At 61.7% G+C, this 25039-nt stretch carries 22 protein-coding genes and 1 pseudogene; 13 read left to right on the top strand and 10 right to left on the bottom strand.

What is annotated here, in order from left to right:
• Positions 1 to 56 precede the first annotated feature (56 nt).
• The gene (locus CWO89_RS08525) at positions 57 to 1574 is read left to right on the top strand and encodes a DASS family sodium-coupled anion symporter (protein WP_130578185.1); all 1518 of its coding nucleotides are present in this window, start codon (positions 57 to 59) and stop codon (positions 1572 to 1574) included.
• A 55-nt stretch (positions 1575 to 1629) separates the two neighbouring features.
• Here the strand turns inward: CWO89_RS08525 and CWO89_RS08520 are convergent.
• The 10 genes and pseudogenes from CWO89_RS08520 to CWO89_RS08480 all read right to left on the bottom strand — a co-directional run.
• Positions 1630 to 2937, bottom strand: a pseudogene (locus CWO89_RS08520) (autotransporter outer membrane beta-barrel domain-containing protein); the annotation flags it as partial.
• 104 nt (positions 2938 to 3041) lie between these two features.
• Positions 3042 to 5081, bottom strand: a complete 2040-nt coding sequence (locus CWO89_RS08515; RefSeq protein WP_165421061.1) for a beta strand repeat-containing protein — start codon at positions 5079 to 5081, stop codon at positions 3042 to 3044.
• A gap of 202 nt (positions 5082 to 5283) precedes the next feature.
• Complete coding sequence (locus CWO89_RS08510) at positions 5284 to 6054, bottom strand: Crp/Fnr family transcriptional regulator (RefSeq protein ID WP_130578182.1); 771 nt, start codon at positions 6052 to 6054, stop codon at positions 5284 to 5286.
• A gap of 180 nt (positions 6055 to 6234) precedes the next feature.
• Positions 6235 to 7332 carry a transporter substrate-binding domain-containing protein gene (locus CWO89_RS08505; protein WP_245475826.1) on the bottom strand — a complete coding sequence of 366 codons (1098 nt, stop codon included), beginning with the start codon at positions 7330 to 7332 and terminating at the stop codon, positions 6235 to 6237.
• Positions 7329 to 7451: a hypothetical protein gene (locus tag CWO89_RS48800; protein WP_283813520.1), complete on the bottom strand. Its 123-nt coding sequence runs from the start codon at positions 7449 to 7451 to the stop codon at positions 7329 to 7331. Before CWO89_RS48800 ends, CWO89_RS08505 begins: the two co-directional genes overlap by 4 nt.
• Before the next feature lie 409 nt (positions 7452 to 7860).
• The gene (locus CWO89_RS08500; protein ID WP_130578181.1) at positions 7861 to 8973 is read right to left on the bottom strand and encodes an ABC transporter permease; all 1113 of its coding nucleotides are present in this window, start codon (positions 8971 to 8973) and stop codon (positions 7861 to 7863) included.
• Between the two features lie 2 nt (positions 8974 to 8975).
• Positions 8976 to 11762, bottom strand: coding sequence for a ribosome-associated ATPase/putative transporter RbbA (rbbA, locus tag CWO89_RS08495; protein WP_130578180.1), 2787 nt, complete (start codon positions 11760 to 11762; stop codon positions 8976 to 8978).
• Positions 11759 to 12829 (bottom strand): HlyD family secretion protein, encoded by a 1071-nt coding sequence (locus CWO89_RS08490; protein ID WP_130578179.1) that lies wholly within the window; start codon positions 12827 to 12829, stop codon positions 11759 to 11761. Before CWO89_RS08490 ends, rbbA begins: the two co-directional genes overlap by 4 nt.
• 205 nt (positions 12830 to 13034) lie before the next feature.
• The gene (locus CWO89_RS08485) at positions 13035 to 13607 is read right to left on the bottom strand and encodes a DUF992 domain-containing protein (RefSeq protein ID WP_349644870.1); all 573 of its coding nucleotides are present in this window, start codon (positions 13605 to 13607) and stop codon (positions 13035 to 13037) included.
• Between the two features lie 113 nt (positions 13608 to 13720).
• Positions 13721 to 13966 carry a hypothetical protein gene (locus tag CWO89_RS08480; protein WP_130578178.1) on the bottom strand — a complete coding sequence of 82 codons (246 nt, stop codon included), beginning with the start codon at positions 13964 to 13966 and terminating at the stop codon, positions 13721 to 13723.
• A gap of 335 nt (positions 13967 to 14301) precedes the next feature.
• Here CWO89_RS08480 and CWO89_RS08475 point away from each other — a divergent pair, with 335 nt between their 5' ends.
• From CWO89_RS08475 to yut, 12 genes are all read left to right on the top strand, one after another.
• Positions 14302 to 15015, top strand: a complete 714-nt coding sequence (locus CWO89_RS08475; RefSeq protein WP_130578177.1) for a Bax inhibitor-1/YccA family protein — start codon at positions 14302 to 14304, stop codon at positions 15013 to 15015.
• Between the two features lie 357 nt (positions 15016 to 15372).
• A complete protein-coding gene (locus tag CWO89_RS08470; protein ID WP_245475824.1) occupies positions 15373 to 16581 on the top strand; it encodes a sensor histidine kinase in 1209 nt (402 codons plus the stop codon).
• A 72-nt stretch (positions 16582 to 16653) separates the two neighbouring features.
• Positions 16654 to 17274, top strand: coding sequence for a response regulator (locus CWO89_RS08465; RefSeq protein ID WP_165421060.1), 621 nt, complete (start codon positions 16654 to 16656; stop codon positions 17272 to 17274).
• A 204-nt stretch (positions 17275 to 17478) separates the two neighbouring features.
• On the top strand, positions 17479 to 18114 hold the full coding sequence (locus tag CWO89_RS08460) for a response regulator (protein WP_130578174.1): 636 nt from the start codon (positions 17479 to 17481) through the stop codon (positions 18112 to 18114).
• A gap of 308 nt (positions 18115 to 18422) precedes the next feature.
• Positions 18423 to 18725 (top strand): urease subunit gamma, encoded by a 303-nt coding sequence (locus CWO89_RS08455; RefSeq protein WP_130578173.1) that lies wholly within the window; start codon positions 18423 to 18425, stop codon positions 18723 to 18725.
• Positions 18726 to 18744: 19 nt separating this feature from the next.
• Positions 18745 to 19182, top strand: a complete 438-nt coding sequence (locus tag CWO89_RS08450; protein ID WP_130578172.1) for an urease subunit beta — start codon at positions 18745 to 18747, stop codon at positions 19180 to 19182.
• Between the two features lie 40 nt (positions 19183 to 19222).
• On the top strand, positions 19223 to 20944 hold the full coding sequence (locus CWO89_RS08445; protein ID WP_130578171.1) for an urease subunit alpha: 1722 nt from the start codon (positions 19223 to 19225) through the stop codon (positions 20942 to 20944).
• A 10-nt stretch (positions 20945 to 20954) separates the two neighbouring features.
• Positions 20955 to 21647 carry an urease accessory protein UreE gene (locus CWO89_RS08440; protein ID WP_130578170.1) on the top strand — a complete coding sequence of 231 codons (693 nt, stop codon included), beginning with the start codon at positions 20955 to 20957 and terminating at the stop codon, positions 21645 to 21647.
• Positions 21565 to 22350, top strand: a complete 786-nt coding sequence (locus CWO89_RS08435; RefSeq protein ID WP_130578169.1) for an urease accessory protein UreF — start codon at positions 21565 to 21567, stop codon at positions 22348 to 22350. Before CWO89_RS08440 ends, CWO89_RS08435 begins: the two co-directional genes overlap by 83 nt.
• An 18-nt stretch (positions 22351 to 22368) precedes the next feature.
• Positions 22369 to 23013 (top strand): urease accessory protein UreG, encoded by a 645-nt coding sequence (gene ureG, locus CWO89_RS08430; protein WP_130578168.1) that lies wholly within the window; start codon positions 22369 to 22371, stop codon positions 23011 to 23013.
• Positions 23010 to 23960: an urease accessory protein UreD gene (locus CWO89_RS08425; RefSeq protein ID WP_130578167.1), complete on the top strand. Its 951-nt coding sequence runs from the start codon at positions 23010 to 23012 to the stop codon at positions 23958 to 23960. The genes ureG and CWO89_RS08425 overlap by 4 nt, the downstream gene beginning before the upstream one ends.
• 62 nt (positions 23961 to 24022) lie before the next feature.
• On the top strand, positions 24023 to 25039 hold the full coding sequence (yut, locus tag CWO89_RS08420; RefSeq protein WP_130578166.1) for an urea transporter: 1017 nt from the start codon (positions 24023 to 24025) through the stop codon (positions 25037 to 25039).

Raw genomic sequence — 25039 nt, 5'->3', positions numbered from 1 at the left:
CTCAAAGCAGCGCAGCAATCGTCGCGCAAAGTCTTGAGCGACGAGAGGAGCACTTCATGTCGACTGCAGATTCATCAGTATCCGTTGGCGCACACTCTGGTGATCCGGCTCAACCGTCCTGGCTCCGCTCCAACTGGGGGCTTCTGCTGGCCATTGCCGTGCTGGTCATTGCTCTTGTGTTACCGACACCACAGGGATTGTCGATGTCGGGCCATCGCATGCTGGCCGTGCTCGCCTTTGCCGTGATCGTCTGGATGACGGAGACGCTCGACTACGCGGTATCAGGCGTGGTCATCGCCGCGCTGATGGCCTTTCTGCTCGGCACGGCACCGAGCCTGACCAATCCGGCCGTAGCAATGGGCACCAGCGCGGGCTTGGGTCTTGCTTTCAGCGGCTTCGCCAACACCGCATTGGCACTGGTGGCGTCCGCGCTCTTCATCGCCGCCGCCATGACAGCCACAAAGCTCGACAGACGCATCGCCCTCTTCATTCTCTCCCGCGTCGGCACCGAAACCCGCCACGTCGTGATTGGTGCGATTGTTGTCGGTTTCATCATGTCGTTTCTGGTGCCTTCGACGACAGCGCGAGTCGCCTGCATCGTTCCGATCATGCTCGGCATCATCGCCGCCTTCGGCGTCAGCAAGAAGGGCGCCTTTGCCGGCATGCTGATGATCACCGCGACGCAGACGGCCAGCATCTGGAATGTCGGCATCAAAACCGCGGCGGCGCAGAACATGGTTGCCGTAGGTTTCATCGAGAAGACGCTGAACCAGAGCATCACCTGGGGCGAATGGTTCGTCGCGGCGGCGCCGTTCGGGATCATCATGTCGGTGGTGCTCTATTTCGAGACGACGCGCATGATGCCGCCGGAAGTCAAGGAGGTACCCGGCGGTCGCGATGCGATCCGGCAGTCGCTCGCCGAATTGGGGCCGATGAAAGCGTCCGAGAAGAAGCTGCTTGCGATTTCGCTGACATTGCTTGCGTTCTGGGCGACCGAGGGCGTGCTGCACCGCTTCGATACGTCATCGACCACCATCGCGGCCGTTGCATTGATGTTCATGCCCGGCGTCGGAATCATGACGTGGAAGGAGGCGCAGCCGAAGATCCCGTGGGGGACCGTCGTGCTGTTCGGCGTCGGCATCAGCCTTGGCACCGCCCTGCTGCAGACCGGCGGCGCCGTCTGGCTGGCCAATCTGGTCGTGACCAAGTTTGGACTTCAGAACGCCAGCCCGCTGTTCATCCTCGGCGTGATGAGCCTGTTCTTGACAGTGATCCATCTCGGCTTCGCCAGCGCGACCGCGCTCGCTTCCGCGATGATCCCGATCGTCATTGCGGTCCTTCAGCATGTGGCAACGCCCGGCATCAATATGGTGGGCATGACCATGTTGCTGCAGTTCGTCGTGAGTTTCGGCTTCATTCTCGTGGTGAACGCGCCGCAAAACATGGTGGCCTATGGGACCGAGACCTTCGAGGCCAAGGACTTCGTTCGCACCGGCCTTGTGCTCACCATCGTCGCGCTTGCGCTGGTAATGCTGCTCGGCGCCACCTATTGGCATTGGCTCGGATACGTCTGAACCCCAACGAAGGGCGAGCCGTCCTGCATGTGGACGGCCAAGTGCGTTCCGCCGCTCAGAAGCGCCAGCTCAGGTTACCCTTGACCGAGTGATCATTCACTCTGTCGGAAAGCTGTCCCAGATACGACACGCCGATCGTTACGCTCGGATTGATGTTCAGATCGACGCCGCTTTCGACCAGCGCGGCATCGCGCGCCAGAGGCACGCCGGAAATGCTAAAGGCGCTGCCCAAACTCTGGAACGCGAGCGCCGCGCCCGGCGTCACGTCGCCAAAAGCATGTTGCCACGCCAACGCGGCGCGCGGCGTCAGCATCATGCCGTTCTGGAGCTGGACGCCGGTGGCGATGCGTGCTCCGAGGGTGGAATAGCCGATATCGTCGCGGGTCGACGATCCGATGAGCGCGGCAAGACCTCCACGCTCGCTGAAGCCGTCCGTATCCAGGTGCACCCACGCCAGACCGGCGAACGGCTCGGCGGCGATATTGCCAAAGCGAATGCTATGGCCGACCTCGCCAAACACCTGGGCGGTGGTGGCGTTGTAACGTGCCGTTGCCTGGTCGGCGAAGCCGGGAAACAGGATAGCTCGGCTGGTGTCGATCGTACTCCAGCTCCCGGCTACGCCTGAACGCAGGTTCCAGGGGCCGTATGCGGCGCCGGCATAGGCGGCCAGATGCGCCGTGTCGACATTGGCGGCGCTTGCCTGCGCATTCACCCGCACGTTCGAATTGGTATAGCCGCCGGCGATGCCGGCACGCCAGTTAGCGCCGAAGCTGCTGTCGACGCCGGAGAAGAAACCGCCGAGGTTGCGGCTCACGTCGGCAGCATTGCCATCGCTGCCTATCTTGCCCCAGGCGCCGACGCCCTGCGCCCACCAGGCAATATCGGGGCCGCGCGGCGGCCCCGGGGCGAGCGGACTTTTCGTGGGGAAGGCCGTTCTTCTCGTGCCGGCATAGGCAAGTGCGGCGCCGGTATTGCCCGCGGCGGAATCGGCATGTGCCAGCAGCGGCCCGCCGGCCGTGAGGGCTGCGAACGGTCCCAACTGGTCGGCAAAGGATGCCTGGCGCAGGCGTCCGAGCACCGCCTGGCGCAAGTAGCGGCTGTCATCGAGCATGGTCGTCTGCACGCTGCCATGTATCTCGCCCGAGAGCGCATCGAAGGCCTGCCGGGCTCCCGCAACCGAGGGCTGGGTGAGCAACGCCTGGAATAGAGGGCTGCTCGCAGGCAGCGCGCCAGCCGCCTCGGCAACGCTCGTCTGGTTCGGAGTGATGGCGGCGCTCGCGAAGCTACTGACCTGTTCGAGCGTCAACAGCACGGAGGTCGGTGTGTAGCTCAGAATCGGACTGAGGAACGCATAATCGGTAGCCGACGAGACACCGGAGAAGCTGCCGCTGACACCGTCTTGCGCCGTCAGGATCGTGTAGGCGAGGTCAGGCGTGAAAGCGCCAAGTGTCTGTACCGTCCCGCCTGTCAGCTGGCGTGTCCACTTGCCGCGATCAGATCGGCCTGGCCCGTGGGATTCAGCTCCGCAACGTAAGTGGATCCTGGTGCGAAGCTCACATTACCGGCGACATTCAGTGTGCCGATCGAATGGCCCGGCGCCACGACGCCGCCGCTTGCTGCGCTCAGGCCGCCGATCGTGCCATTGCCCACCAGCATGCCGCCGGCATTGACCGACACCGGCGATATCAGCGAGCCATCCACGCCCAGAACACCCGCGTTCACGTTGGTCGGTCCAGTGTAGGTGCTGGCGCCTGTCAGCGAGAATGTGCCCGACCCGCTCTTGACCAGCCCACCGGACCCGGTGATGGCGCCGGAGAAGACCGTAGAGGTGTTGTCGTTGCCGGCCGTGAGCGCAGCCGAGCCCAGCGCGACTTGACCTGCGCCCGCAAGCGATCCGATGGTCTGGTTGAAGCTGTTGAGGTCGAGCGTGGTCCCGCCTGCGACCGTATAGGCGCTGTTGGGGGAAAGCACGTTCGCCGCGCCCGCTTGCAGCGTGCCGGCGTTGACGAGAGTCGGGCCCACGTAAGAGCCGGCACCCGCGACGGTCAGCATCCCCGCACCTGTCTTGGTGAGGCCGCCCGTCCCGCCGAACGTCCCTGAGAAGGTCGTATTGAAGCCGTTCGTATCGATCGCGCCGCCATTGCCGTTCAGCGTAACGCCACGCGCCGTATTGAAGCCGGCGCCAAGCTGAAGGCTGCCGCCATCGAAGGTCAGTCCGCCCGTGGTCGCACCGAGATTGCTATCCGCGGTCACCTGCAGAGTGCCCTCATTCAGGAACGTTCCACCGGCATAGCTGTTGCTGCCGGTCAGCGCCAGAGATCCGGCTCCGCTCTTTGCGAGGCTGCCGGTCCCCGACAGCACGCCATTCCATGTTGCGCTCAACCCATTCGTGTCGATCGTAGCGACGCCACCGGTCAACGTCGCGTTCACGCCTGTCACGAGCGGGGCCTCGATCACCCTGATCGTGCCACCGCCGACATTGAACTGATAATCCGGATTATTGTTGTTGTAGGAAGCGAGCAGGCTGTTGCCGCCGATCTCGAGCGCGCCGCCGTTGAGATTGTATGTGCCCGTGCTGGTGTTGAGGCCGGAGAGATGGAGCGTCGATCCATTGTGGACGCGCAGGATGCCGCTGGTTTGATTGATTACTCCCTGCGATTGCGCCTGAGCCGCATCCGTGTTGCCATATCCGACGATGAGACGGCCACCGCCGGACAGATCGACGACACCACCGCCGATGTTGAGCGTGCCGGCACTTCCGGGCCTGCCTGTGCCAGAGGTACGCCCAAGGCCGTTGAGGCCACCGTCGAGGTAAAGCTCGCCGCCGCTGATGTTGTATGTGCCGACGCCACCCTGGTTGCCGATGTTCATCGAGGCGCAGTGACTGATGTCGCCGCAGGTAGGGGTCACCCTGACTATGCCGCCCGTTTGATTGACCGTGCCCACTCCACCGAAGTCGCCGATCTGCAAGCCGGTACCGAAGGTGATGAGACCACCCGAAACGTTCAACGCACCGACATTGGGCGTGCCGCCGGTGACGCCCTCACCCACCGCGAGATAGGTGATCGTCGTGCTTCCGCTTGTCTGCGCCATCGCGCCTTGAACGATGTAGCTTTCACCCTGCGTGAGCGTGGCACCATCGATGGTCAGCGTACCTGAACCAATCTTGGCGAAGGTCCCATAAGGAGGGTTGTATCCCTGGTTGGTCATGTCGATCGTGCCGGAGAACGCCGTATCGGTATTGTTGGCCCCAACCGCGAGACCTTGGGTTCCAAGCGTGACGATGCCGCCACCACCGATCGATCCCACGATCTGATTGGCGTTGGAAAGCGCCAAGCTCGCGCCGGGCGCGACCGTCACATCAGTGTTGGGCGCGAACGCCTGACTCCCGGACAGTGCCAGATTGCCCACCACGATATTGACCGGATTGGCGCCGGTTGCGATCGCGGCGTCGAGTTCGCCTTGCGTGCTGACGTCGATCGCCCTTGCGTCTGACACGTACAGCATTAGCGCTGACGTCGTGGATAGTGCCACCCAGTGTCGCAGATGCCTGACCAAAGGCATCTCTCGTCGTGATGAAGCAAGCATTCGAATCCCCAAGCCTGCGATTCGCAAGCGTGACACCGTGGGACTCGTGAAGTCTGTTCGATTTCGGACAGACTTCTGCTCGAAGAGGCAACCCAGAAATGCTTCCGTGGGACTTGGTTAATCAACCGATGCGCGCGGAAACTACAGCAAATTGTCGCGCTGTCCGTCGCGTGCGCCGCGTATCCGTAAATAGTGCATCGAATTGTCTACGCGTCGCCGCGTAGCATTCGCAGGCCTCCGTTTCGAGGCGTGCACGGCCGAGGATATTCACTCGACCGTGCCTATAGTGAATCAAGCCGGCCTTCTGCAGGGAATTGGCTGCGATCGATACGCCGGAGCGCTGAACTCCAAGCGTCAGGGCGAGCAACTCGTGCGTGAGAGGAAAACTGTCCGAGCCAGCGCTGTCGTGCGCAACCAGAAGCCAGTGGCAGCAGCGCTGCCGAAGCGAGTGCAGGCGGTTGCATGCGGCGATCTGCGAGAATGCATCGACAACCAGACTGCTGTACCGGCGCAGAAGGGCCGAAGCTTCACCAGCTTGCGTGATCTTCCGCTCGAACGTGTCGCGATCGATGCGAAGCGCCATTCCCGGAATCCGGACGGCATATTCCCACATCGCGCCCCGGATTCCATGGATAGCGAAAAGTCCGACGACGCCTTCGTTTCCGACAGCTCCGATCTCGACAACTCGACCATCCTCCATGGCCTTGACGCGAGAAACCAAGCCTCGATCTATGAAGTAGAGGTGATCGATCGGTGCGCCGGCGCGAAAAAGGACTTGGTGCTGTCGCAGATTCACCGGTTCGAGATGCGGCAAAATGGATTCGAGGCGCGCGAGCATAAGCGCCCGCAACAACCGGTTGCCAGGATAGGCTTCCCCAAGTTCGTCGGCCATGCCTCCCGGGTCTTTCTGCCACTTTCGGCCAAAGTACCCAGCCCTGACGTTGCGAACGCCATCACCGGAGTTCTGTTCCGAGGAACGACCGCATACCACCCATGCGTGCGAACAACCTTACGACAGTACCGACAATTGTCGCCGTGCTGGATTTGAGTTCGCCGAAAGCCGATGGGATCATCAGGGCGACCGGGCGTTTCCAAGAGCAAGGAACAGTGTCTGTTGCCACCGATCGCTTTCGATTTGATCGAGCACGGCAAGATCGAGCATCGGCCGCAAGGCACTGCCTTTCGGCAAGACGATCGCATATCTCTCGCTGCCGAAGCTGGTGTCGACGACACGGATCGCGCCTGAGAAGTCGTTACGAACGATCCAGGCGAGGAGCGGCTTGTCATGCACGAAGGCATCGATCTGACCGCGGCTCAATGCGGATAGGCCGCTTTGAGCGTCCGGGAATGCCCGGAAGGGAAGCTGCTGGCGCGTGAGGTAGTCGCTTGTCGGAGAGTTTGCGACGGCGCCGACACGCACGGATCGCAGGTCGTTGAAGCTGTGAACGGCGCCTTGCAGTTCTCTGCGCGTAAGGGTGGAGGTGATGCCGGCGGTGAACACGGCTATCGCGATGACGGAAGCGATCATCCACCCGGTCGCGACGATCCGCCCGGGGAGCGTTGCCGGTGCATTTGCGGCAGCTCCCGCCTGCGTCATAGCAATGGTCGACCACCAGAAGCTGGAGCCGAGCCCCTTGGCGCCTCCGCCGAAATGTTCCGTCTTCCGGCGCTCCAGCAGCCAAATGATGAAGCCCACCACCATCGCAAGACCAAGCAGCAGACCCACGGCCTGAAAGAAGCCGAAAGAGAGCAGCGCCCGTCCGATCGAGACCCAGGGGCTCTCATTGATCGGCACCGCAATCCCGAGCCCGGTGTTGTAGAAAGGTTGAGAAAAATCGACATTGCGTGCACGCGCAGCAGTCACAGTTACGGCTGCGACGCCGGCGTCGAAGGCGCCTTTCGCGACGCCATCAAGCAGGTCCTGCACATTCTCGGTCTCAACCAGGCGAAACTTCAGATGCGCGCGATCAGCTATCCTCTTCCAGAGCTCAATGCTGATACCGCCCCAGCTCCCATCCGGCTGCTTCATCGCGAAAGGCGGGGCTTCCTTGGTCGCCACCACCAATTCCTTGTCGGGGGCTATGCCTTGCGCGCGGACCGCGCCGCAGACGAGCGCAAGGATCGCCAGCGATAAAAAAGATATCAGGACCGATCGAAGCGACAAAATCACTGGTGCGCCTTGACGATGCCGATCTCGCCGCTCTGCACGCTCACCGCAGCAGCGACGCTGCCTGCCCAAGCCGACGAGGTGACCGGGTGAAGTGGCGCGAATTCATTTTCGAACTCCACCGGATTCGCCGCGCGCCTTGGCTTGTCCCGCCCCCGAATGTCGGAACCCAAGAAGATCCGCGCGGATCCGACTATGCAATTCTTACTAGAATGATGGCAATTTGGCGCGCCACTCAGAACAAATTACGATCCGCCGCGTTTGGCGGGCCTCAGCCCGGCCTATTTCCAGCCACCGCCTGGCAACCGGCCGTGGCAAGGCGTGTCGCCGCAGCGCCCGCACGGCCCCCGCCAGTAACCCGGGGGGCAGCCATTCCAGCGATAAGCGTTGCGGTACGGCCCCCGATATCCGCCCGGGTTGATATGGATTGGCGGGGCTTCTCAGTTCGACTGGTCTGCCCACAGCCCGCCCACGTCGTGGAGCGCGGTTGCTATCCAATTGCGGCGTCGGCAATACGCCGAAGCTGCTTCGCTATCGCAAGAACTGTCTGAATCGCCAGAGGGAGAATCCGAACAAAATCGCTCCGATCACCAGCAGCGCGGCGATCTGCGGCCAGACCACGTCGAACCCTGCGCCGCGGAACAGCACGGCCTGCGCGAGGATGACAAAGTGGGTGTTGGGTGCGGCGAGCATGATGTTCTGGATGATCTCGGGCATGCTCTCCCGCGGCGTCGTGGCTCCTGACAACATCTGCAGTGGCATCAGCACCAGCATCATCAGGAGACCAAACTGCGGCATGGTCCCGCCGACAGTCGCCAGAAAGATGCCCAAGCTGGTCATGGCGAAGACGTAGAGTGCGGTGCCGAACAGGAACAGCGGAATCGAGCCTCCGATCCGGACTGACAGCAATCCCTGCACCACAAACACGAGCGACACGCTGGAGGCGAGAAGCACGACAAGGCCCATCGACCAGATCTTGCTCGCCATGATCTGGAATGGCGTCACCGGCATGACGAGCAGGTGCTCGATGGTGCCGTGCTCGCGCTCGCGGATCAGCGCGGCTCCGGTCAGGATGATCGACAGCATGGTGATGGAGGAGATGACGTTATTGATGGCGCCGAACCAGCCTTTGTTGAGCTCGGGGTTGAAGCGCGCGCGCAGGGCGAGCTCGATCGGGAGAGGCGCGGCCGATCGATAGCGGGCCAGAAACTCGCCGACCTCCTCGTTCACGATCGTCTGGATATAGCCGCCCCCGGTGAAGGCCTGCGACATGCGGGTCGCATCCACGTTGAGCTGGATGGCCGGCGATCGCTGAGCCAGAAGGTCGCGCTGGAAGTTCGGCGGAATGTTGAGCGCGAAGGTGTCGAGCCCCGCATCCATGCGGGGGTTCACGTCCGACTGCGAAATCAGGCGCGGTATCGTGAAATAGGGCGGATTGAACGCGGTGATGATGCGCGTCGATGCCGGCGACTTGTCCTCGTCAACGATGGCGAGCGCGGCCTGATTCAAGGTCTCGGGCTGCGCCCTGGAGGCCGTGTAGATGGAAACCGTGAAGGCATAGACGATCAGGATCATCAGCATCGGATCACGGAGAAGGCCCCGCAGTTCCTTGATGCCGAGTTGAACGACGTTGGCGATATGCATGTCTAGCTCGCCTGTTTCCTCAAGAGCACCACGCCAAGACCGAACAGCACCGGGATGGTCACGAGCAGAGCAACGAACTCGCCCGAGAGGTCACCGAAATCGAGCCCTTTCGAGAAAGTGCCGCGCGTGATGGTGACGAAATGTGCGGTCGGGTAGATTCGTCCGATGACGGCGCCGGCTCCCTGGAGAGACGACACCGGATCGACCAGGCCCGAATACTGGGTAGCAGGAATCATCGTCAGCAGCGCAGTCGCGAAGATCGCGGCGATCTGGCTGCTCATGAACGCTGATATCACAAGCCCCATCGCCGTCGTGATAATGACGTAGAGAAGCGCTGCGCCGGTGAAGGCCGGGAAACTGCCCGTGAATGGAACGCGGAAGACGAACACGGCAAAGGCGGTCAACAGGAAGAAATTCAGCATGGCGAGCGCCACATAGGGAAGCTGCTTGCCGACGAGAAATTCAAGCCGTGTTACCGGCGTTACGTAGAAATTGATGATCGATCCGAGCTCCTTTTCGCGCACGACGCTCAGCGTCGCCAATATCGCAGGTATGATCAACAGGAGGATCGGGATCACGGCGGGAGCCATCGCCACGATGCTCTTGAGGTCAGGGTTGTAGCGATAACGTATCTCAAGCTGGAAATCGCCCGACGCCGCGGCGTTGCCATAGAGCAGTCTGGCGCGCTCGGTCAGCCAGTGGGCATGCATCGCCTGCACATAACCCCTCACGGTCTCTGCGCGCGACGGCATGGCGCCGTCGATCCACGCGCCAATCTGGACGTTACTGCCGCGCGCCACGTCGCGCCCGAACCCCGGCGGGATCTCGAGTGCCAGGCTCAGCTCACCGCTGCGCATGCGGCTGTCGAGATCGTCGTAGTCGGTGATCGGAGGCAATTCGGTGAAAAAGCGCGATCCGGAAATCTGCAGGACGTAGTCGCGGCTAATCCCGGTTTCGTCGCGGTCCATGACGGCGAAGGATAGATTCTCGACGTCCATATTGATGCCGTAGCCCATCACGAACATCAGAATGAGACTGCCGAGAACGGCCAGCGTGGCACGGATCGGGTCGCGCCGCAGCTCGAGCGCCTCCCGGTGGGTGTAGGCGAATACGCGCCGCAGGTCGAAGAAGCGCATGAGTCGGTGGTGTGCCGCGGCGGCTTGGTCGCCCGGCCCGGCTTCGCTCACTACGGCCGGTACGGCGGCCGGCAGCTTGGCGTCCGTCCTGCCGATCGCGTCCTGCAGATAGGCGACGAAGGCCTCCTCAAGACTGCCGCCGCCGCGCTGCTCGGCAAGCCTGGCCGGCGTGTCGCTGACCAGCACCCTGCCTGCATGCATCAGCGAGATGCGGTCGCAGCGCTCGGCTTCGTTCATGAAATGGGTCGAGACGAAGATCGTGACGTCGTCCCTGCGGGATAGCTCGGACAGGATTTGCCAAAAGCCGTCGCGCGCCACCGGATCGACGCCGGATGTCGGCTCGTCGAGAATCAGGATGTCGGGCGCATGAATCATCGCTACCGCGAGTGAGAGGCGCTGGCGGACCCCAAGCGGCAACGCATCGGGCAACGCATCGATGACGTCGACGAGGTCGAACCGCTGTGCCATCTCCTGGACACGCCCCTCGATGGTGTCAGGGGCAAGCCGGAACAGCCGCGCATGCAGCTCGAGGTTCTGCCGGATCGTCAATTCGGAATAGAGCGAGAAGGCCTGCGACATGTAGCCGACGCGGCGGCGGACATCCATGTCGCTCGGATCGACCTCATGGCCGAATAATCTCGCGATGCCTTCGCTGGCCGGCAACAATCCGGTCAGCACCTTCATGGTCGTGGTCTTGCCGCAGCCGTTTGAGCCGAGAAAGCCGAAGATTTCGCCGCGGGCAATGCGGAAGCTCACATTGTCGACGGCGGTGAAATCGCCGAACCTCACGGTAAGCTGCTCGGCCTCGATGGCGATGTCGTCGGCATGTTCGCTTCCGCGAGGCGGGATCACCACTTCCCTGTGCTCCCGCCGCTCCTCCTCCGGGAGCAGCGCAATGAAGGCGGCATCGAGATTATCAGCACCGGTCTGCCGCAGCAGGTCCGCAGGCGCGCCGGTGGCGAGCACCCGGCCTTCGTTCATGGCAACCAGCCAGTCGAAACGCGCCGCCTCCTCCATATAGGCGGTGGCGACAACGACGCTCATGCCCGGATGGCTTTGGCGGATCTCGTCGATCAGTTCCCAGAACTGGCGGCGCGAGAGCGGGTCGACACCGGTGGTCGGCTCATCCAGGATCAGGAGGTCGGGATCATGAATCAGCGCGCAGCAAAGGCCGAGCTTCTGCTTCATGCCGCCCGACAGCTTGCCTGCTGGCCGATCCGTGAAAGGCGTAAGCCCCGTGCCTTTCAGGAGCTGATCGATCCTCTGCTCTCGTTCGCTCTTGTCGTGGCCGAACAGGCGGCCGAAGAAGTCGACATTCTCGAACACCGACAGCGTCGGATAGAGGTTCTTGCCGAGACCTTGTGGCATGTAGGCGATCTGCGGGCACGTCAGCCTCCGGTGCGCAGCATCGGTCATATCGCCGCCGAGCACATGGACGCGTCCCTGCTGTACGGCCCGAGCGCCGGAGACAAGGGAGAGCAGGCTGGATTTCCCAACGCCGTCAGGTCCGATCAACCCGACCATGCGCCCGGTGGGAATGTCGAGCGTGATGCCACCAAGTGCGCGCGTCGTGCCGTAGGACAGCTCGACCGCATCCAGGCTTATCACCGGCGCCGGTGGGCGAGCTTCCTCTGCGGTCGACAGATCGCTCATTGTACCAGCTTTTCAGTAAGGTTCGCCGGCCACTCGGCGTTCGGGTCGAGCTGGACAAACGCCCTGCCGGGAAGGCCGGTCTTGACCTGTTCGATGTGTCTGCGCAGCAAGTCCGGCGAGATATGCGCCCTGATCCGGAACATGAGCTTTTGACGCTCCTCCTCCGTTTCCACCGTCTTGGGCGTGAATTGCGCAACGTTTGCAACGAAGCTCGCCTTGGCGGGAATGACATATTGGGGCGCGGCATCCAGCACGATGCGGACCTCTGCGCCGATTGCGACGCGTCCGGCCTGCGCCGTGGGCAGGAAGAAGGTCATGTAGACGTCGCCGAGGTCGACGAGATTGAGCACGCGACCGCCGGCGGCAAGGACTTCGCCCGGCTGCGCCACGCGAAACTGCACGCGCCCATCGCGCGGTGTTATCAGGATGCTGTCGTTGATGTCGGCCTTGATGCTCTCGATGGCGGCCCTCGCCGCGTCGATGGATGCTTCGGCGTCGACCACTTGCGCCCGGGTGGAACTGATGGCGGCCTCCGCCGCCGCAAGCTGAGCCTCGGCCGCCGCCACCGCGGCCTTCGCCCCTTCGGCGGCCGCCCGGTCGTCGTCGAGCACCTGCTGAGGCACGGCGTTGGTCTTGATCAATTGCTCGGATCGCTGCAGCTTTCGGTCCGCCGTATCCAATTCAGCATTACGCTGCGCAATCACCGCGGTAGCGGATTTCCTCTCGGCTTCTCGCTGCGCGACGAGACTCTTGGCGGTGTCGACGCTGATGATCGCGCGGCGCAACTGCGCTTCGGCTTGACGGAGCTGGGCATGTAGCTGCGTCGTGTCCATGCGCGCGAGCACCTGTCCTACCGTGACAAAATCCCCCTCTCTGACCAGGATCTCCTGGATGCGTCCTGGCGTCTTGGTTGCAATGTCGATCTCGACCGCCTCGATGCGGCCGTTACCGCTGGCGATTCCCGGCGGGAGACTATCATTCGCGAAATTCTGCCAGGCGTAGTAGCCACCTGCGGCCAGAAGCACGGCGAGCAGGACGATCAGCCAGCGGTTTCGGCCTTTGGTCATTGCCCACGGACCTCATCCATCACGCTCGGACACAGGGTCCATTGCCCTGTTATGCGGTGCGCCGAGCACGAAGCAGCCAAGCCAGCCGCCAGTCGCAGTAAGGCTGATCGTAGCCCTCCACCCTCCAACGCCGATATCCGACGAAACCCTGAGCCAAAGGTCGGCAATGTTCCGAATTGTTTAGGCAGGAACTGTCGGGGATGCGTTATCGCCGCCCCCTTTCGCCAAGGGTCAAATGGGTCACCGTCGCCGCGAGATTGACGCCGATCGCGCGCTCGACGGAAAGCGGCTGCAGCACGACGCTTCGGCGCGATCCGCCGATCAGAGCGTTGGCGCCAAAGCCGGGACCCAGCGCAACATTGGCGCTGGCCCCCACATAGCTCCCGCGCATGGTGCCGGGACCAATCCGCGAGTTCTTGGCAAAGACGGCCCAGGATAGAACGCCACTTCCGGTGACGCCGACGTCAAGACCGACACGCCTTATTCGCCCAGCGTAAATGTAGCGTTGCGACGAGCCTCGCCGGTAGAATACGCAACGCAGCGACTGCGTCGATCCAACAAGGAATCCGATCCGCGGGCTGCTGGAACACAACAGCCGGCCGACCCTGAATATCTCGCCTTGCGCGGGCGTTGCGACGGCGGAGATTGAAGCGAAAACGCACAAAGCGCAAAGCAACCGTATCGTCTGCATTTCAGGCCTCGACTTGGTCTTCGGTGTTGTGAGGTGCGGCCGCGCGGCCATACCGCCCTCGCTCCGCTGCCCGTCAGTCTCGCTCATCGAACATCCACCGCCGTCGGATTCGTTCCTGTGCTGCCTCGATCAGTCATCGATCGCTCAAATTACAAGAGCGGATTGGTCCGTCGCACCAGGCAACAGGCGGCAAAAGCTGCTCAATTGGCCGATGGCCGCCCTGCAGGCGCATCGGTGCGAACCCGCCGGCTGCCGAAATGCGGATGCCGTCCGCCGCGGTGGCGCCAATAGCGATGCTTGTGCGGGTTCATATTTGTATTCGGTGCTGCGCTCTTTGGCGCAGCCGCGCCTTGGTCAGTCGATTGGGCCACGGACGGGCTTGGCGGCGCTGCAATGGCTGCGACAACGCCGACGATCAGGGCGCCGAATACGAGTCGGATGTTCATGCTCGTCTCCATATTCCCATCGGCGATAGCGCAAGCGCCAAAGGCGGCAATGAATGCGGGATGCCCGCCAGCCGATGACTACGATCCTATCGGCGACTTTGCCGCTCGCACATCCGGAATTCTATGTAGGAACGGGCGGCAGAAACTGCGCTTGATAAGCCGGCGAGCGGCAACCTCCAGTAACACAAGGCATGTCCCCCGAAGGAAGGCGCCAACGCGCCGAAACAGCGTAGTTCCCGCCCCCGGAAATCGGGTGATCATCTGATATCCCGCATGGTGGCCATCATCATAGGCTTGCCCATCCCGTGCTCGGCGCGACCGCGAGGAGATAAGCCATGTCCAATTATGACGAGAATGCAGTGACCTCCGGTGCGGTCGGCGGCGATGCCATTGCGGTCGATGCCGGCCTCCGCAACTACATGTTGCGCATCTACAACTACATGGCCGCCGGTGTCGGCCTCACGGCCCTTGTGGCCTGGCTGACTTATCAGTTCACCGGTCCCGCATTACTGCAGAGTCCGCTGATGTGGATCTTCATCCTGGCGCCGCTGGCTCTGGTGTTCTTCATCAGTGCACGCATCCATACGCTGTCGGCCACGACCGCACGCTGGTTGTTCTTTGTCTATGCAGCCCTGGTCGGCGTGTCGCTGTCGACCTTGCTCCACATCTACACCAGTTCCTCGATCACGCGCGTGTTCTTCATCGCAGCCGCAACGTTCGGGGCGCTTAGCATCTTTGGGTACACCACCAGGCGTGACCTATCCGGACTGGGCACCTTCCTGTTCATGGGGTTGATCGGAATCATCGTCGCAAGCCTGGTCAACCTCTTCCTCCGTTCGAGCGGACTTGACTGGCTGATCTCGATCGTGGGCGTCGGCATCTTCGCCGGCCTGACTGCCTACGATACGCAGCGCATCAAGGCGATGTACGATGTCAGGGACGATGAAACTTCCGCAGGCCGCAAGTCGGTCATCGCCGCTTTGTCGCTCTACCTCAATTTCATCAATCTGTTCATGATGATGCTGCGCCTTGCGGGCACTCGGCGCTAGACCTGCAAGACGATCCTGCCGCCGTCTCAAGCCGCTGGCACGATGGCCGCGCTGGCGAGCGCGTCGCGCAAGGCTTTCTCTTTCGTCTCGTCCAGAGATGTCCTCAGCACGACCCTAGGCATTTCTTAGGACAATATGCGGTTAGTGCCAATGTCACGAATGGCAGTGCACGAAGAGGCTCCGCGTCGCGGCTCGCGGGCGTGTACAAGAATTCGCGAGTTCCTGCCTAAAGACCGCCCCACGTCAATGGCGCTTTTCTACCTGACGGTGTATGGTGGAGCTCAATATCCGATCGGGTCAGGGAGATTGGCCGAGGCAAGGGGTGGCTCTCACTATCGAGAGTCGCGTGGAAAGCGAGTGCGTGCCGTGAAGCAACATGGTGCTCCCACGTACGGGTCGGATCGAACCAATGCGGAGGGATGGTCAGGCATTGGCGCAGCAAGCGCAAGCGATCGGCTGTACTGGAAGCTAGCCTCCGACCTTCTCTTTGTGATGCGCCCTTCATCCGAAGGGCGCTTTGTTTATGAAGATATAAACCCGGCGTTCGAATCGCTTGTTGGGATCGCCTCGGAAGACATCCGAGGGATGGCCGTTTGCGACTGTATGGGGAGGCAGGATGCCAGGTCCGTTCACGAGGCGCTTGATGCTTGTCGCGCCAGAGGTGCCGAGGTTCGGATCCGGCATCGGCTCACCCTTGGAGGATCCCCACGAACTGTCGAGACGATCGTTGCGCCAATCTGCGATCCCGTAACCGGCTGCATTGCCACCTTTATCGGTAGCCATCGCGTGCTGGAAGGAGCGTCCTCCCAAGACTTTGGAACGATTTCGGACGGTGGTGCGAGCATGGGCGCCACGCTGGTATCCATTCAGGAAGACATGCAGCAGCGCATTGCCTCCGACCTCCACGACTCGACTTGCCAGCATTTGATTGCCGCGAGCCTCGGGATTATGCGGATGCGGAACAGCTTAAGTGAACCGACCAATGCCGAGCGGCTTTGCGACGATATCGATGCGTCGATCGATCAGGCGATCAAGGAAATCCGGGCCTTTGCCTACCTGCTGCATCCGCAAAATCTAACGGTTGCCGGGTTGAAGGCGGCAATAGAGAGATATGCGGAAGGGTTCGCGGCGCGCACATCGTTGAGAGTGGATGCCAGCATCTCGCCCGAGATCGATCGCGTACCTTACGAAACGCAGCGCTCGCTGCTGCGGGTGGTTCAGGAGGCGCTGACGAATGTCTTTCGTCACGCGAAAGCGACGGAAGTCGAGATCGCGATCGAGACGACCAATAGCCACTTCCGGCTGAGGGTCAGCGACAATGGGCGCGGCATGCCGCTCGGCCAGGCCCTCGGCGGAGCGATAGCAGGGCCGCCCGGCGTCGGAATTCCTGCGATGAAGGTTAGACTGCAGCAGATCGGAGGCACCCTCGATATCCGCTCCGGACCGGGAACGGGGCGTCCCGGCACGACACTATCCGCGGTGTTTCCGCGCGGTGCGGTGACCGGGAAGACGCAGCCGGCCAAAGGCCGTTCCCGCCATCATGGTCCGCGCAAACGGGTCCACTAGTCGTGCAGCCGAACTCGCCTCGCTGGCGCCGGCCGAGCCATGCGATCCGATACGAGTTGGAGTTGTCCTGCCATGAAGCGCTTTCTTATCGCCGACGATCATGAAGCGGTGCGGTCGGGCCTGCGAGCGGTTCTGGAACAACGTGCCGACTGGGAAGTCGTTGCTGAGGCGAACGACGGCAGCAAGGCCCTTGCCGAGGCGATCGCGAACCAACCCCATGTCGCAATCGTCGATTTCTCCATGCCGCGCATGACGGGAGTGGAGGTCGCGCGGCGGATCAAGGAATATCGTCTGCCGACCGAGGTATTGATCTTCACGGTGCACAACTCCAGCCTGCTGGCGCAGCAGGCATTCGAGGCAGGCGCCCGGGCATTCGTATTGAAATCGGATGCCAACAGGCTGTTGTTGGCGGCGGTTGAGTCGCTTCTGGCGCATAAGCCATTTTGCACCGAGAGCTGTTCGCCTGAATTGAACGAGGTCTCGACCGGAGATCGGGACAGGCTCTCGCCGCGGGAGAAGTTGGTGGTCAAGCTGATTGCGGAGGGCTACAGCAACAAGAGCATTGGTGCGATCCTGAACCTCAGCGTCAAAACCGCCGAAGCGCACCGTGCCGCCGCGATGCGCAAGCTGGGCATCCACTCGACGGCAGATCTGGTTCGCTACGCGGTTCGTGCCCGGTTGCTGGAAGCATGACGCACTGGGGCGCTGTCGATCCGGCGCTTGATCTTCCGCCGTCCTAGTTTGTTCTGCCATGGACCAGGAGGCGAAGCTGACCTCGGTATATTCCCCGCGAAATCCTAGGGTTTTGCGGGATAACTGCCGGAAAGCCAATCAGTATGATTCTGACCTCGCTGTCGGCTATCGCTATCGACCGTTCCAACGCATAGGAACGACGCCGTGAAACGCATCCTGATTGCGGATGATCATGAAGTCGTACGTTCCGGACTTCGCGCGATCGTTGAAACGCGCTCCAATTGGATTGTCACTGCAGAAGCGCCCGACGGCGAGCAGGCGATCGCATTGGCGTTGGAAACCAGACCGGACATCATCATCGCCGACTATTCCATGCCTCTCGTGAACGGACTGGAAGTCAGCCGCCGCGTCAAGACGCTTCGCCTGCGGTCGGAAGTGTTGATTCTCACCATGCACGAAAATGAGGAGATTCTGACCGAGGCCCTTTTGACTGGGGTGCGTGGCTTCCTGCTCAAATCGGACGCCAGGAAGCATCTCATTTCGGCAATCGAAGCTCTGCTCGACGGCCGACCTTACTTTACCAGCGTCGTGTTGGAGAAATTGCTAACCGACTACCAGCTCAACAAACAGAACAAGTCCAGCGCGCTCCTCACATCGCGGGAGCAGAACGTCGTGCAGTTGATTGCAGAGGGACATACCAACAAGGCCATCAGTTCCATATTGAAGCTAAGCGTGAAAACTGTCGAAACCCATCGGGCATCGGCCATGCGCAAGCTTGGCATGTCGTCCACGGCCGAGCTGGTTCGCTATGCGATTCGCAAGAAGCTGGTTGCGCCCTGACGGCCCAGGTAGTCCAGGGGCAATCGTCGCGCGGGGTTAGGCGCCCAACGTCAAGGGCAGCGCCTGAAGAGCCGTCAGCGTCGTCGGCAAAAACGAAACGTCCGCGCGCGACGGTCAATCCATCAGGTCATTTCCAGCAACAAACCGCGGAGAACCCTGATTGACACGTCCAAGTGCGCCCTCCCTAATGCCGGGAACGATGCTCACAACGGTCACAACTGGGGCGGCCAGCCAAACTATCTGCTCGCGCGTTGTCTACTCGCGCACCCGCTTTTCCCGGTAAGGCAGTCACGGCTCGGGAGGATCACATGCAGCTAACTCCGAGGGAGTTCGATAAGCTGCTCGTCTACATGGTCGCTGACGTTGCACTAAAGCGAAGAGCCAAGGGCCTCAAGCTCAACTATCCAGAAGCCGTTGCTATCATATCGGCGGTCGCCCTTGATGGCGCGCGTGCCGGGAAGACGATCGAGGACGTCACCAACGAGGCGCGTACCGTCCTGACCAAGGCTGATGTGATGGACGGCGTCGCCGATCTTATTCCAATGGTGCAGATCGAGGCGGTGTTCACCGACGGCAGCCGCTTGGTAACGGTGCATACGCCGATCCAGTGAATGCCTACAGGAGGTCAACATGGCTGGACCAAAAACGGGCCCCGTTGTCGCCGCCCATGTCGACCCGGCGACGGCGAACGTGCCGGTCGGCGGTTACGTGTGCAGTTCGGCAGCGATCACATTCGATGCCGATCGCCCGGTGACGACGCTCAAGGTGCGCAATGCGGGAGATCGGCCGGTACAGGTTGGATCTCACTTCCATTTTTTCGAAGTCAATCGTGAGCTGGAATTCGATCGTGCAGCGGCGTTCGGGCTTCACCTCAATATCCCATCATCAACGGCAACGCGGTTCGAGCCCGGCGACGAACGCGAGGTCCAACTCGTCCCCTATGGGGGCATGCGCGCCGTTTATGGCTTCAACAATCTCGTCGATGGTCCCACCGCCGGCCGTGACGCCGCCACAGTCAAATCCAAGGCGGTGGCGCAGGCGGCGAAGCGAGGCTTTCGTTCCTCATAAATGAAGGCGTGAAACGCAAATCTCTTGAACGAGGGCCACCATGCCTACCATGTCTCGGCTAGAATATGTCGGCCTTTTCGGCCCGACGACGGGTGATCGCATCCGCTTGGGCGATACCGGCCTGTTCGTTGAAATCGAGCGCGACCTGCGCGGCGGCGCCGGCGACGAAATCGTCTTCGGCGGCGGCAAGAGCATGCGTGAAGGCATGGGCATGGATAATCAGGTGACGCGGGCGGCTGGCGCTCCCGACCTTGTGATCACCAACGTGACCGTGATCGACGCTGTGCTCGGCGTCGTGAAAGCGGATGTGGGCATCAAGGATGGCCGCATCTGTGCAATCGGCAAGGCCGGCAATCCGCAGACGATGGATCGCGTCACGCCCGGCCTGGAGGTCGGCCTGGCGACCGACGCTATCTCGGGCTCACATCTCATCCTGACGGCCGCCGGGATCGACACACATATTCACTTCATTTCTCCGCAGCAGGCGCAGGCCGCGCTCTCAAACGGCACCACGACTTTGATCGGTGGCGGCACCGGTCCTTCGGACGGCTCCAACGCGACGACGGTCACGTCGGGACCTGGCAACATCAGCATGATGTTACGCGCGTTCGAAAACTGGCCGCTCAATGTCGGCATTCTCGGCAAGGGGCACGGACACGGCAAAGCGGCTCTGGTTGAGCAGATCGAAGCAGGCGCGGTTGGCGTGAAATGTCACGAAGACTGGGGCACCACCCCAGCGGTGCTTCGGTCCGCGCTCACCGTCGCTGACGAGACGGACACCCAAGTATGCATCCATACCGATACGCTCAACGAATCCGGCTTTGTCGACGATTCGATCGAAGCGTTTGAGGGGCGGACGGTCCATTCGTTCCATACCGAAGGGTCCGGCGGCGGCCATGCGCCTGATATCATCAAGATCGCCGGCCTTCCCAACGTCCTGCCATCTTCGACCAACCCCACGCTCCCCTACGGCATCAATTCGCAGGCGGAGCTGTATGACATGATCATGGTGTGTCACCACCTCAGCCCGGACATCCCGTCCGATGTGGCATTCACCGAAAGCCGCATCCGCGCCGAGACCATCGCGGCGGAAAACGTCCTCCAGGATCTCGGCGTGATCTCGATGTTTTCGAGCGATTCGCAGGCCATGGGACGCATCGGCGAATGCTGGCTGCGTTGTATCCAAACCGCCGATGCGATGAAGACCGGGCGCGGCAAGCTGCCGGAGGACGCGCCGGGCAACGATAATTTCCGGGTGCTGCGCTACGTGGCAAAGATCACGATCAACCCGGCGATCACGCACGGTATTGCCGACGTGCTGGGCTCGGTCGAGGTGGGAAAGATCGCCGACCTCGTCCTGTGGGAGCCCGCGTTCTTCGGTGCAAAGCCCAAGATCGTCATCAAGAACGGCTTCATTAGCTGGGCAGTGATGGGCGACCCAAACGCGTCGCTGCCGACCCCGCAGCCCACCTACTATCGGCCCATGTTCGGCGCCTATGGTGATGCGTTGCCGGCCAACTGCATCACATTCGTCTCCGGCGCCGCGCATGCTGCCGGGATCAAGGAGCGGCTAGGGCTCCGCCGGCAGGTGATGCCGGTGAGAAATGTGCGCAAGGTCGGCAAGCGCGACATGGTTCGAAATACCGGGACGCCCAAAATTGAGGTCAGTCCGGAAACCTTCGCCGTGACCGTCGACGGCAAGCACGCAACCGTGCAGCCTTTGACGACGGTCTCGCTAAACCAGAAATATTTCTTCAGTTGAGGAATGCGCGATGATCCTCATCAAAACCGTTCTGGGCAATATCGGCGATCCCGAATGGGCTGGGCGGCTGTCTGGCGCCGATATAGATCTGATCGAGATCGACCAGTGGGAGGCGCAGAAGACCCGCTTCCGCAAGACGACCACAAAAGGCGCGGAGGTTGCAATCTCTATCGACCGCGGCACACACATCCACGATGGGGACGTGCTGCTCTGGAATGCCCAGGCGCTCTCGGCACTCGTCGCTCGAATCGAGCTGCGTGACGTGATGATCGTGCACCTCGACGGTCTAACGAGCCTCGCGCCCGAGATGGCAATGCGCACATGCGTCGAACTGGGCCATGCCATGGGCAACCAGCATTGGCCGGCATTGGTCAAGGACAACCGCGTCTATGTCCCGCTGACGGTCGATCGCAAGGTGATGACGTCTGTCATGAATACGCACCGTTTTGATGGAATCCGATACGAATTCGTAGCCGGACGAGAGGTCGTTCCCTACCTCGCTCCGCATGAATCCCGTCGGCTTTTCGGTGGCGCGGAGGGGCCGGTGCATTCACACACGCACGAGAGCTATGCCGGCGTCGAGGCGGAGACCGGACGCGCGTACGGACATCCGCCGACGCATGCCCACTCCCATCCGGGAGCCGCCGCTCACGGACAAACATCGCCGGCAACGGCCGGTTCTGCGCGTGACCACCGAGAATGACCGTGTCGATGCGTCGAGGAGCGCCGCTTTTCTCTCGCGGATGCTGCAGTTTGGTGACTCGATGTTCCCCATCGGCGGCTTCTCGTTTTCTTCCGGCCTGGAATCCGCCGTTCAGGAGGGCGTCGTCACCAACGCGGCTACACTTCGAGCGTTCGCGCGCACCGCGGTAGAGCAGGCGGCGCGCGGTGACTGCATCGCGCTGATCGCCGCGCATCGCGCCGCAACTGCCGGAGAGGTCGACACCCTCGCCCGAATCGATGCGCAGGTATACGCGCGCAAGCTTTCCGACGAAGCGCGAGCAATGTCGGTTCGCATGGGCAAGAAGTTCACGGAGATGGGGGTCGAGGTGGTGGGTGCGCCGCTGCTTTACAGATGGCGTGAATGCATAGCGACGTCTGTTACTCCCGGTTGTTATCCCATCGCATTGGCGATTAATTTCGCCGTACAGAATCTGACTGCCTACCAAGCGTTTGTCGTGCACCAGTATGGCGTTGCCACAACGATCCTCGGCGCGGCCTTGCGACTGATGAAGGTCAGCCACATCGAGACGCAGAAGATTCTCTACGAGCTCACCGGGCAATTAGACGAGATGTACGCGACCGCCGCGGCGGCTCGACTGTCGGACATGGCAGGCTTTGCGCCTTTGACGGAAATTCTGGCCGCCGTCCACACCAGAGCGCATGTGCGCCTGTTCATGAACTGACGTTGAATGGAGCTTGGAATGTCGAAAAGTATCACGCGCATCGGCATTGGTGGCCCGGTCGGGTCAGGCAAGACCGCGATCGTGGAAGCCATTACACCGCGCTTGCTGGATCTCGGCATCAAGGTGCTCATCATTACCAATGATGTCGTGACGACCGAAGACGCCAAGCACGTTCAGCGCACCCTCAAGGGCGTTCTGCTCCAGGAACGCATCCTCGGCGTGGAGACAGGTGCCTGCCCTCATACCGCGGTGCGCGAAGACCCAAGCATGAACCTCGCCGCGGTCGAGGATATGGAACGGCGCTTTCCGGATAGCGACGTCGTGCTGATCGAAAGTGGAGGCGATAATCTGACGCTGACCTTCTCGCCGGCGTTGGTGGACTATTTCATATATGTGATCGACGTCGCCGCGGGCGACAAGATCCCGCGCAAGAACGGACCCGGGATCACGTATTCCGACATCCTGGTCATCAACAAGACCGATCTTGCACCCTATGTCGGGGCCAGCCTTGAGGTGATGAAACAGGATTCACAGATGATGCGCGGCAGAAAGCCGTTCCTGTTCACGAACTGCAAGACGGGGGAAGGCATTCCGGAGTTGGTTGCGCTTATCGAACGGGAGTTTCTGTTCGATATCAATCCGCGAGCACGGCGGCCAGCATGATACCGGCGGCCTTCCCTCCCGGGGCCCGCGCCGAAGCGCTCGGCGCATCGATGCCGGAATTCGCTCCGTTCCAGGATGAACCGCCGCAGATGAGGAGTGGCAGTGTCGGCAAGACAGGTTCCCTGCGTCTGGGCTTCGAGCACCGCTCCGGCCAAACGATCCTGGCGAACTTGCAGCGGCGGGCGCCGTACATGGTGCAGCGCGCGCTGCATTGCGATGAAGAAATGCCTGACATGGCCTGCGTGTTTCTAATCACCACCACCGGCTGCGTGCTGCAGGGGGACCGGCTCGCTCTTGACATTACCCTTGGTCCGCGCGCGCAGGCACACCTCACCTCGCAATCGGCAACCAAGATTCACGCGATGGACGCCAACTATGCGGCGCAGAGCCAGACTATCACGCTTGCCGATGACGCATACCTGGAGTTTCTTCCGGATCCCGTGATCCCGCACCGGCACTCGCGGTTTCTCAGCGACACACAGATCTGCGTGGCGCCGTCGGCCACACTGCTGTTTTCGGAAATCATTCAACCCGGCCGCAAGCACCATCGTCCGGACGAGTGCTTCGGAGCAACCGTATTGTCGATATCAACGTCGGCCACGCGGCCCGATGGTCGCCCCTTGTTCGCAGAGAAGCTGGTGATCGAGCCGCGCCGATATCTGATGCGGCAAACTGGCGTGATGAACTCCTTTGATGTGTTCGCCAACGTGATCCTGTGCGCCCCCAAGGACAAGGCAGAACGCATCCACGAGCGTGCGGAAGCCGATGTGAACCTCGCGGAAGGCGTGGCGTTCGGCGCCTGTCATCTGCCCAATGATGCCGGCCTGATCTTCAAGGTGCTGGGCCGTGAAACCGCGCAGGTGAAAGCCAAAGTACGGGAGTTCTGGGGACTGGTACGCAAGGAGGTCATCGGCGCAGCGCTACCTCCGCCTTATCTATGGCGATAGGGATCGACGGCGCCAACAGATGATCTCCAACAGCCGGTGCCGACACGTTCAAGGAGGCTGCAATGGAAACGATCTTGGCAAAGTGGGAACACCTCTCCGCATCGTCAGGTGCATTGCGGTTCTTGGACATCAATTTGCGCAGCATCGGACAAGTTATGTTTCAGAACAACCCGCTGACCGGGATTCTCTTTCTGGCCGCGATCGCCTGGGGTTCATACGCGGCCGGCGTACCCCGAGTGGCAATTGCGGGGATCGTCGCGGTCGTCGTGGCAAACCTAACGGCGCAATGGCTTCACGTCGATAACGAGCCGCTCTATTCCGGGCTCTATGGATACAACGCCGTCCTTGTCGGACTCGCGTTGGCTACATTTTTATCGCCGAGCGCGCTCATGTGGGTGTATGTGGTGCTGGGAGCGTCGGTTTCGGTCATCGTGATGCTCGGGACTGCCAACGCCGTCAAGCCCTGGGGTGTATCCAGCCTCACATTTCCATTCGTGCTGACGACGTGGCTCCTCTTGTTGGCTACGTATGGTTTTTCCGGTCTCGTAGGGACTGCGCTGCCGTCCGGCAACGTCATCACCGCCTTTCAACCCTATGAGGCCAGCCCGCTCAAGCTCATCGACCTCTTCCAGGGCGTGCTTCAAAGCATCTCACAGGTCTTCCTGAAGGCGAGTGCTGTGGCGGCCCTGCTGCTGCTCGCTGGCCTGGCCGTGAACTCATTGACTGCCGCCGCGTTCGCTCTCGCCGGCGCGATACTGGCAGTCCTGGTGGCCCATCTTTTCGGCGCTGAAAGCGACCTGATCACTGGCGGGCTTCTCGGCTTCAGCCCGGTACTGACCGCGATCGCGCTGGGTACCGTGTTCTACCGACCGAGCTGGCGAGTCGCGATCTACGCCATGCTGGGCACGCTGTTCACCGTCATCGCACAAGCGGCGCTGAACGTTGCGTTGACGCCGTTCGCCATCCCCGCGCTGACCGCGCCTTTTGTGCTCGTCACATGGATCTTCCTTCTTCCGCGCCAATGCTTCGAGCCGACTGCGGCTGGCGCTGGCGATGTCGTGAAAGCGCGCACAACCTAG

Origin of the sequence: Bradyrhizobium sp. Leo170 (genome assembly GCF_004296405.1) — a bacterium.
Taxonomy (GTDB): domain Bacteria; phylum Pseudomonadota; class Alphaproteobacteria; order Rhizobiales; family Xanthobacteraceae; genus Bradyrhizobium.
This window is presented reverse-complemented; position numbering and strand designations above follow the sequence as displayed.

Coding starts and splice junctions, on each gene's coding strand:
- CWO89_RS08525 (WP_130578185.1), top strand. CDS start 57: ATGTCGACTGCAGATTCATCAGTATCCGTTGGCGCACACTCTGGTGAT.
- CWO89_RS08515 (WP_165421061.1), bottom strand. CDS start 5,081: ATGCTGTACGTGTCAGACGCAAGGGCGATCGACGTCAGCACGCAAGGC.
- CWO89_RS08510 (WP_130578182.1), bottom strand. CDS start 6,054: ATGGCCGACGAACTTGGGGAAGCCTATCCTGGCAACCGGTTGTTGCGG.
- CWO89_RS08500 (WP_130578181.1), bottom strand. CDS start 8,973: ATGCATATCGCCAACGTCGTTCAACTCGGCATCAAGGAACTGCGGGGC.
- rbbA (WP_130578180.1), bottom strand. CDS start 11,762: ATGAGCGATCTGTCGACCGCAGAGGAAGCTCGCCCACCGGCGCCGGTG.
- CWO89_RS08490 (WP_130578179.1), bottom strand. CDS start 12,829: ATGACCAAAGGCCGAAACCGCTGGCTGATCGTCCTGCTCGCCGTGCTT.
- CWO89_RS08485 (WP_349644870.1), bottom strand. CDS start 13,607: ATGAGCGAGACTGACGGGCAGCGGAGCGAGGGCGGTATGGCCGCGCGG.
- CWO89_RS08480 (WP_130578178.1), bottom strand. CDS start 13,966: ATGAACATCCGACTCGTATTCGGCGCCCTGATCGTCGGCGTTGTCGCA.
- CWO89_RS08475 (WP_130578177.1), top strand. CDS start 14,302: ATGTCCAATTATGACGAGAATGCAGTGACCTCCGGTGCGGTCGGCGGC.
- CWO89_RS08465 (WP_165421060.1), top strand. CDS start 16,654: ATGAAGCGCTTTCTTATCGCCGACGATCATGAAGCGGTGCGGTCGGGC.
- CWO89_RS08455 (WP_130578173.1), top strand. CDS start 18,423: ATGCAGCTAACTCCGAGGGAGTTCGATAAGCTGCTCGTCTACATGGTC.
- CWO89_RS08450 (WP_130578172.1), top strand. CDS start 18,745: ATGGCTGGACCAAAAACGGGCCCCGTTGTCGCCGCCCATGTCGACCCG.
- CWO89_RS08445 (WP_130578171.1), top strand. CDS start 19,223: ATGCCTACCATGTCTCGGCTAGAATATGTCGGCCTTTTCGGCCCGACG.
- CWO89_RS08440 (WP_130578170.1), top strand. CDS start 20,955: ATGATCCTCATCAAAACCGTTCTGGGCAATATCGGCGATCCCGAATGG.
- CWO89_RS08435 (WP_130578169.1), top strand. CDS start 21,565: ATGCCCACTCCCATCCGGGAGCCGCCGCTCACGGACAAACATCGCCGG.
- ureG (WP_130578168.1), top strand. CDS start 22,369: ATGTCGAAAAGTATCACGCGCATCGGCATTGGTGGCCCGGTCGGGTCA.
- CWO89_RS08425 (WP_130578167.1), top strand. CDS start 23,010: ATGATACCGGCGGCCTTCCCTCCCGGGGCCCGCGCCGAAGCGCTCGGC.
- yut (WP_130578166.1), top strand. CDS start 24,023: ATGGAAACGATCTTGGCAAAGTGGGAACACCTCTCCGCATCGTCAGGT.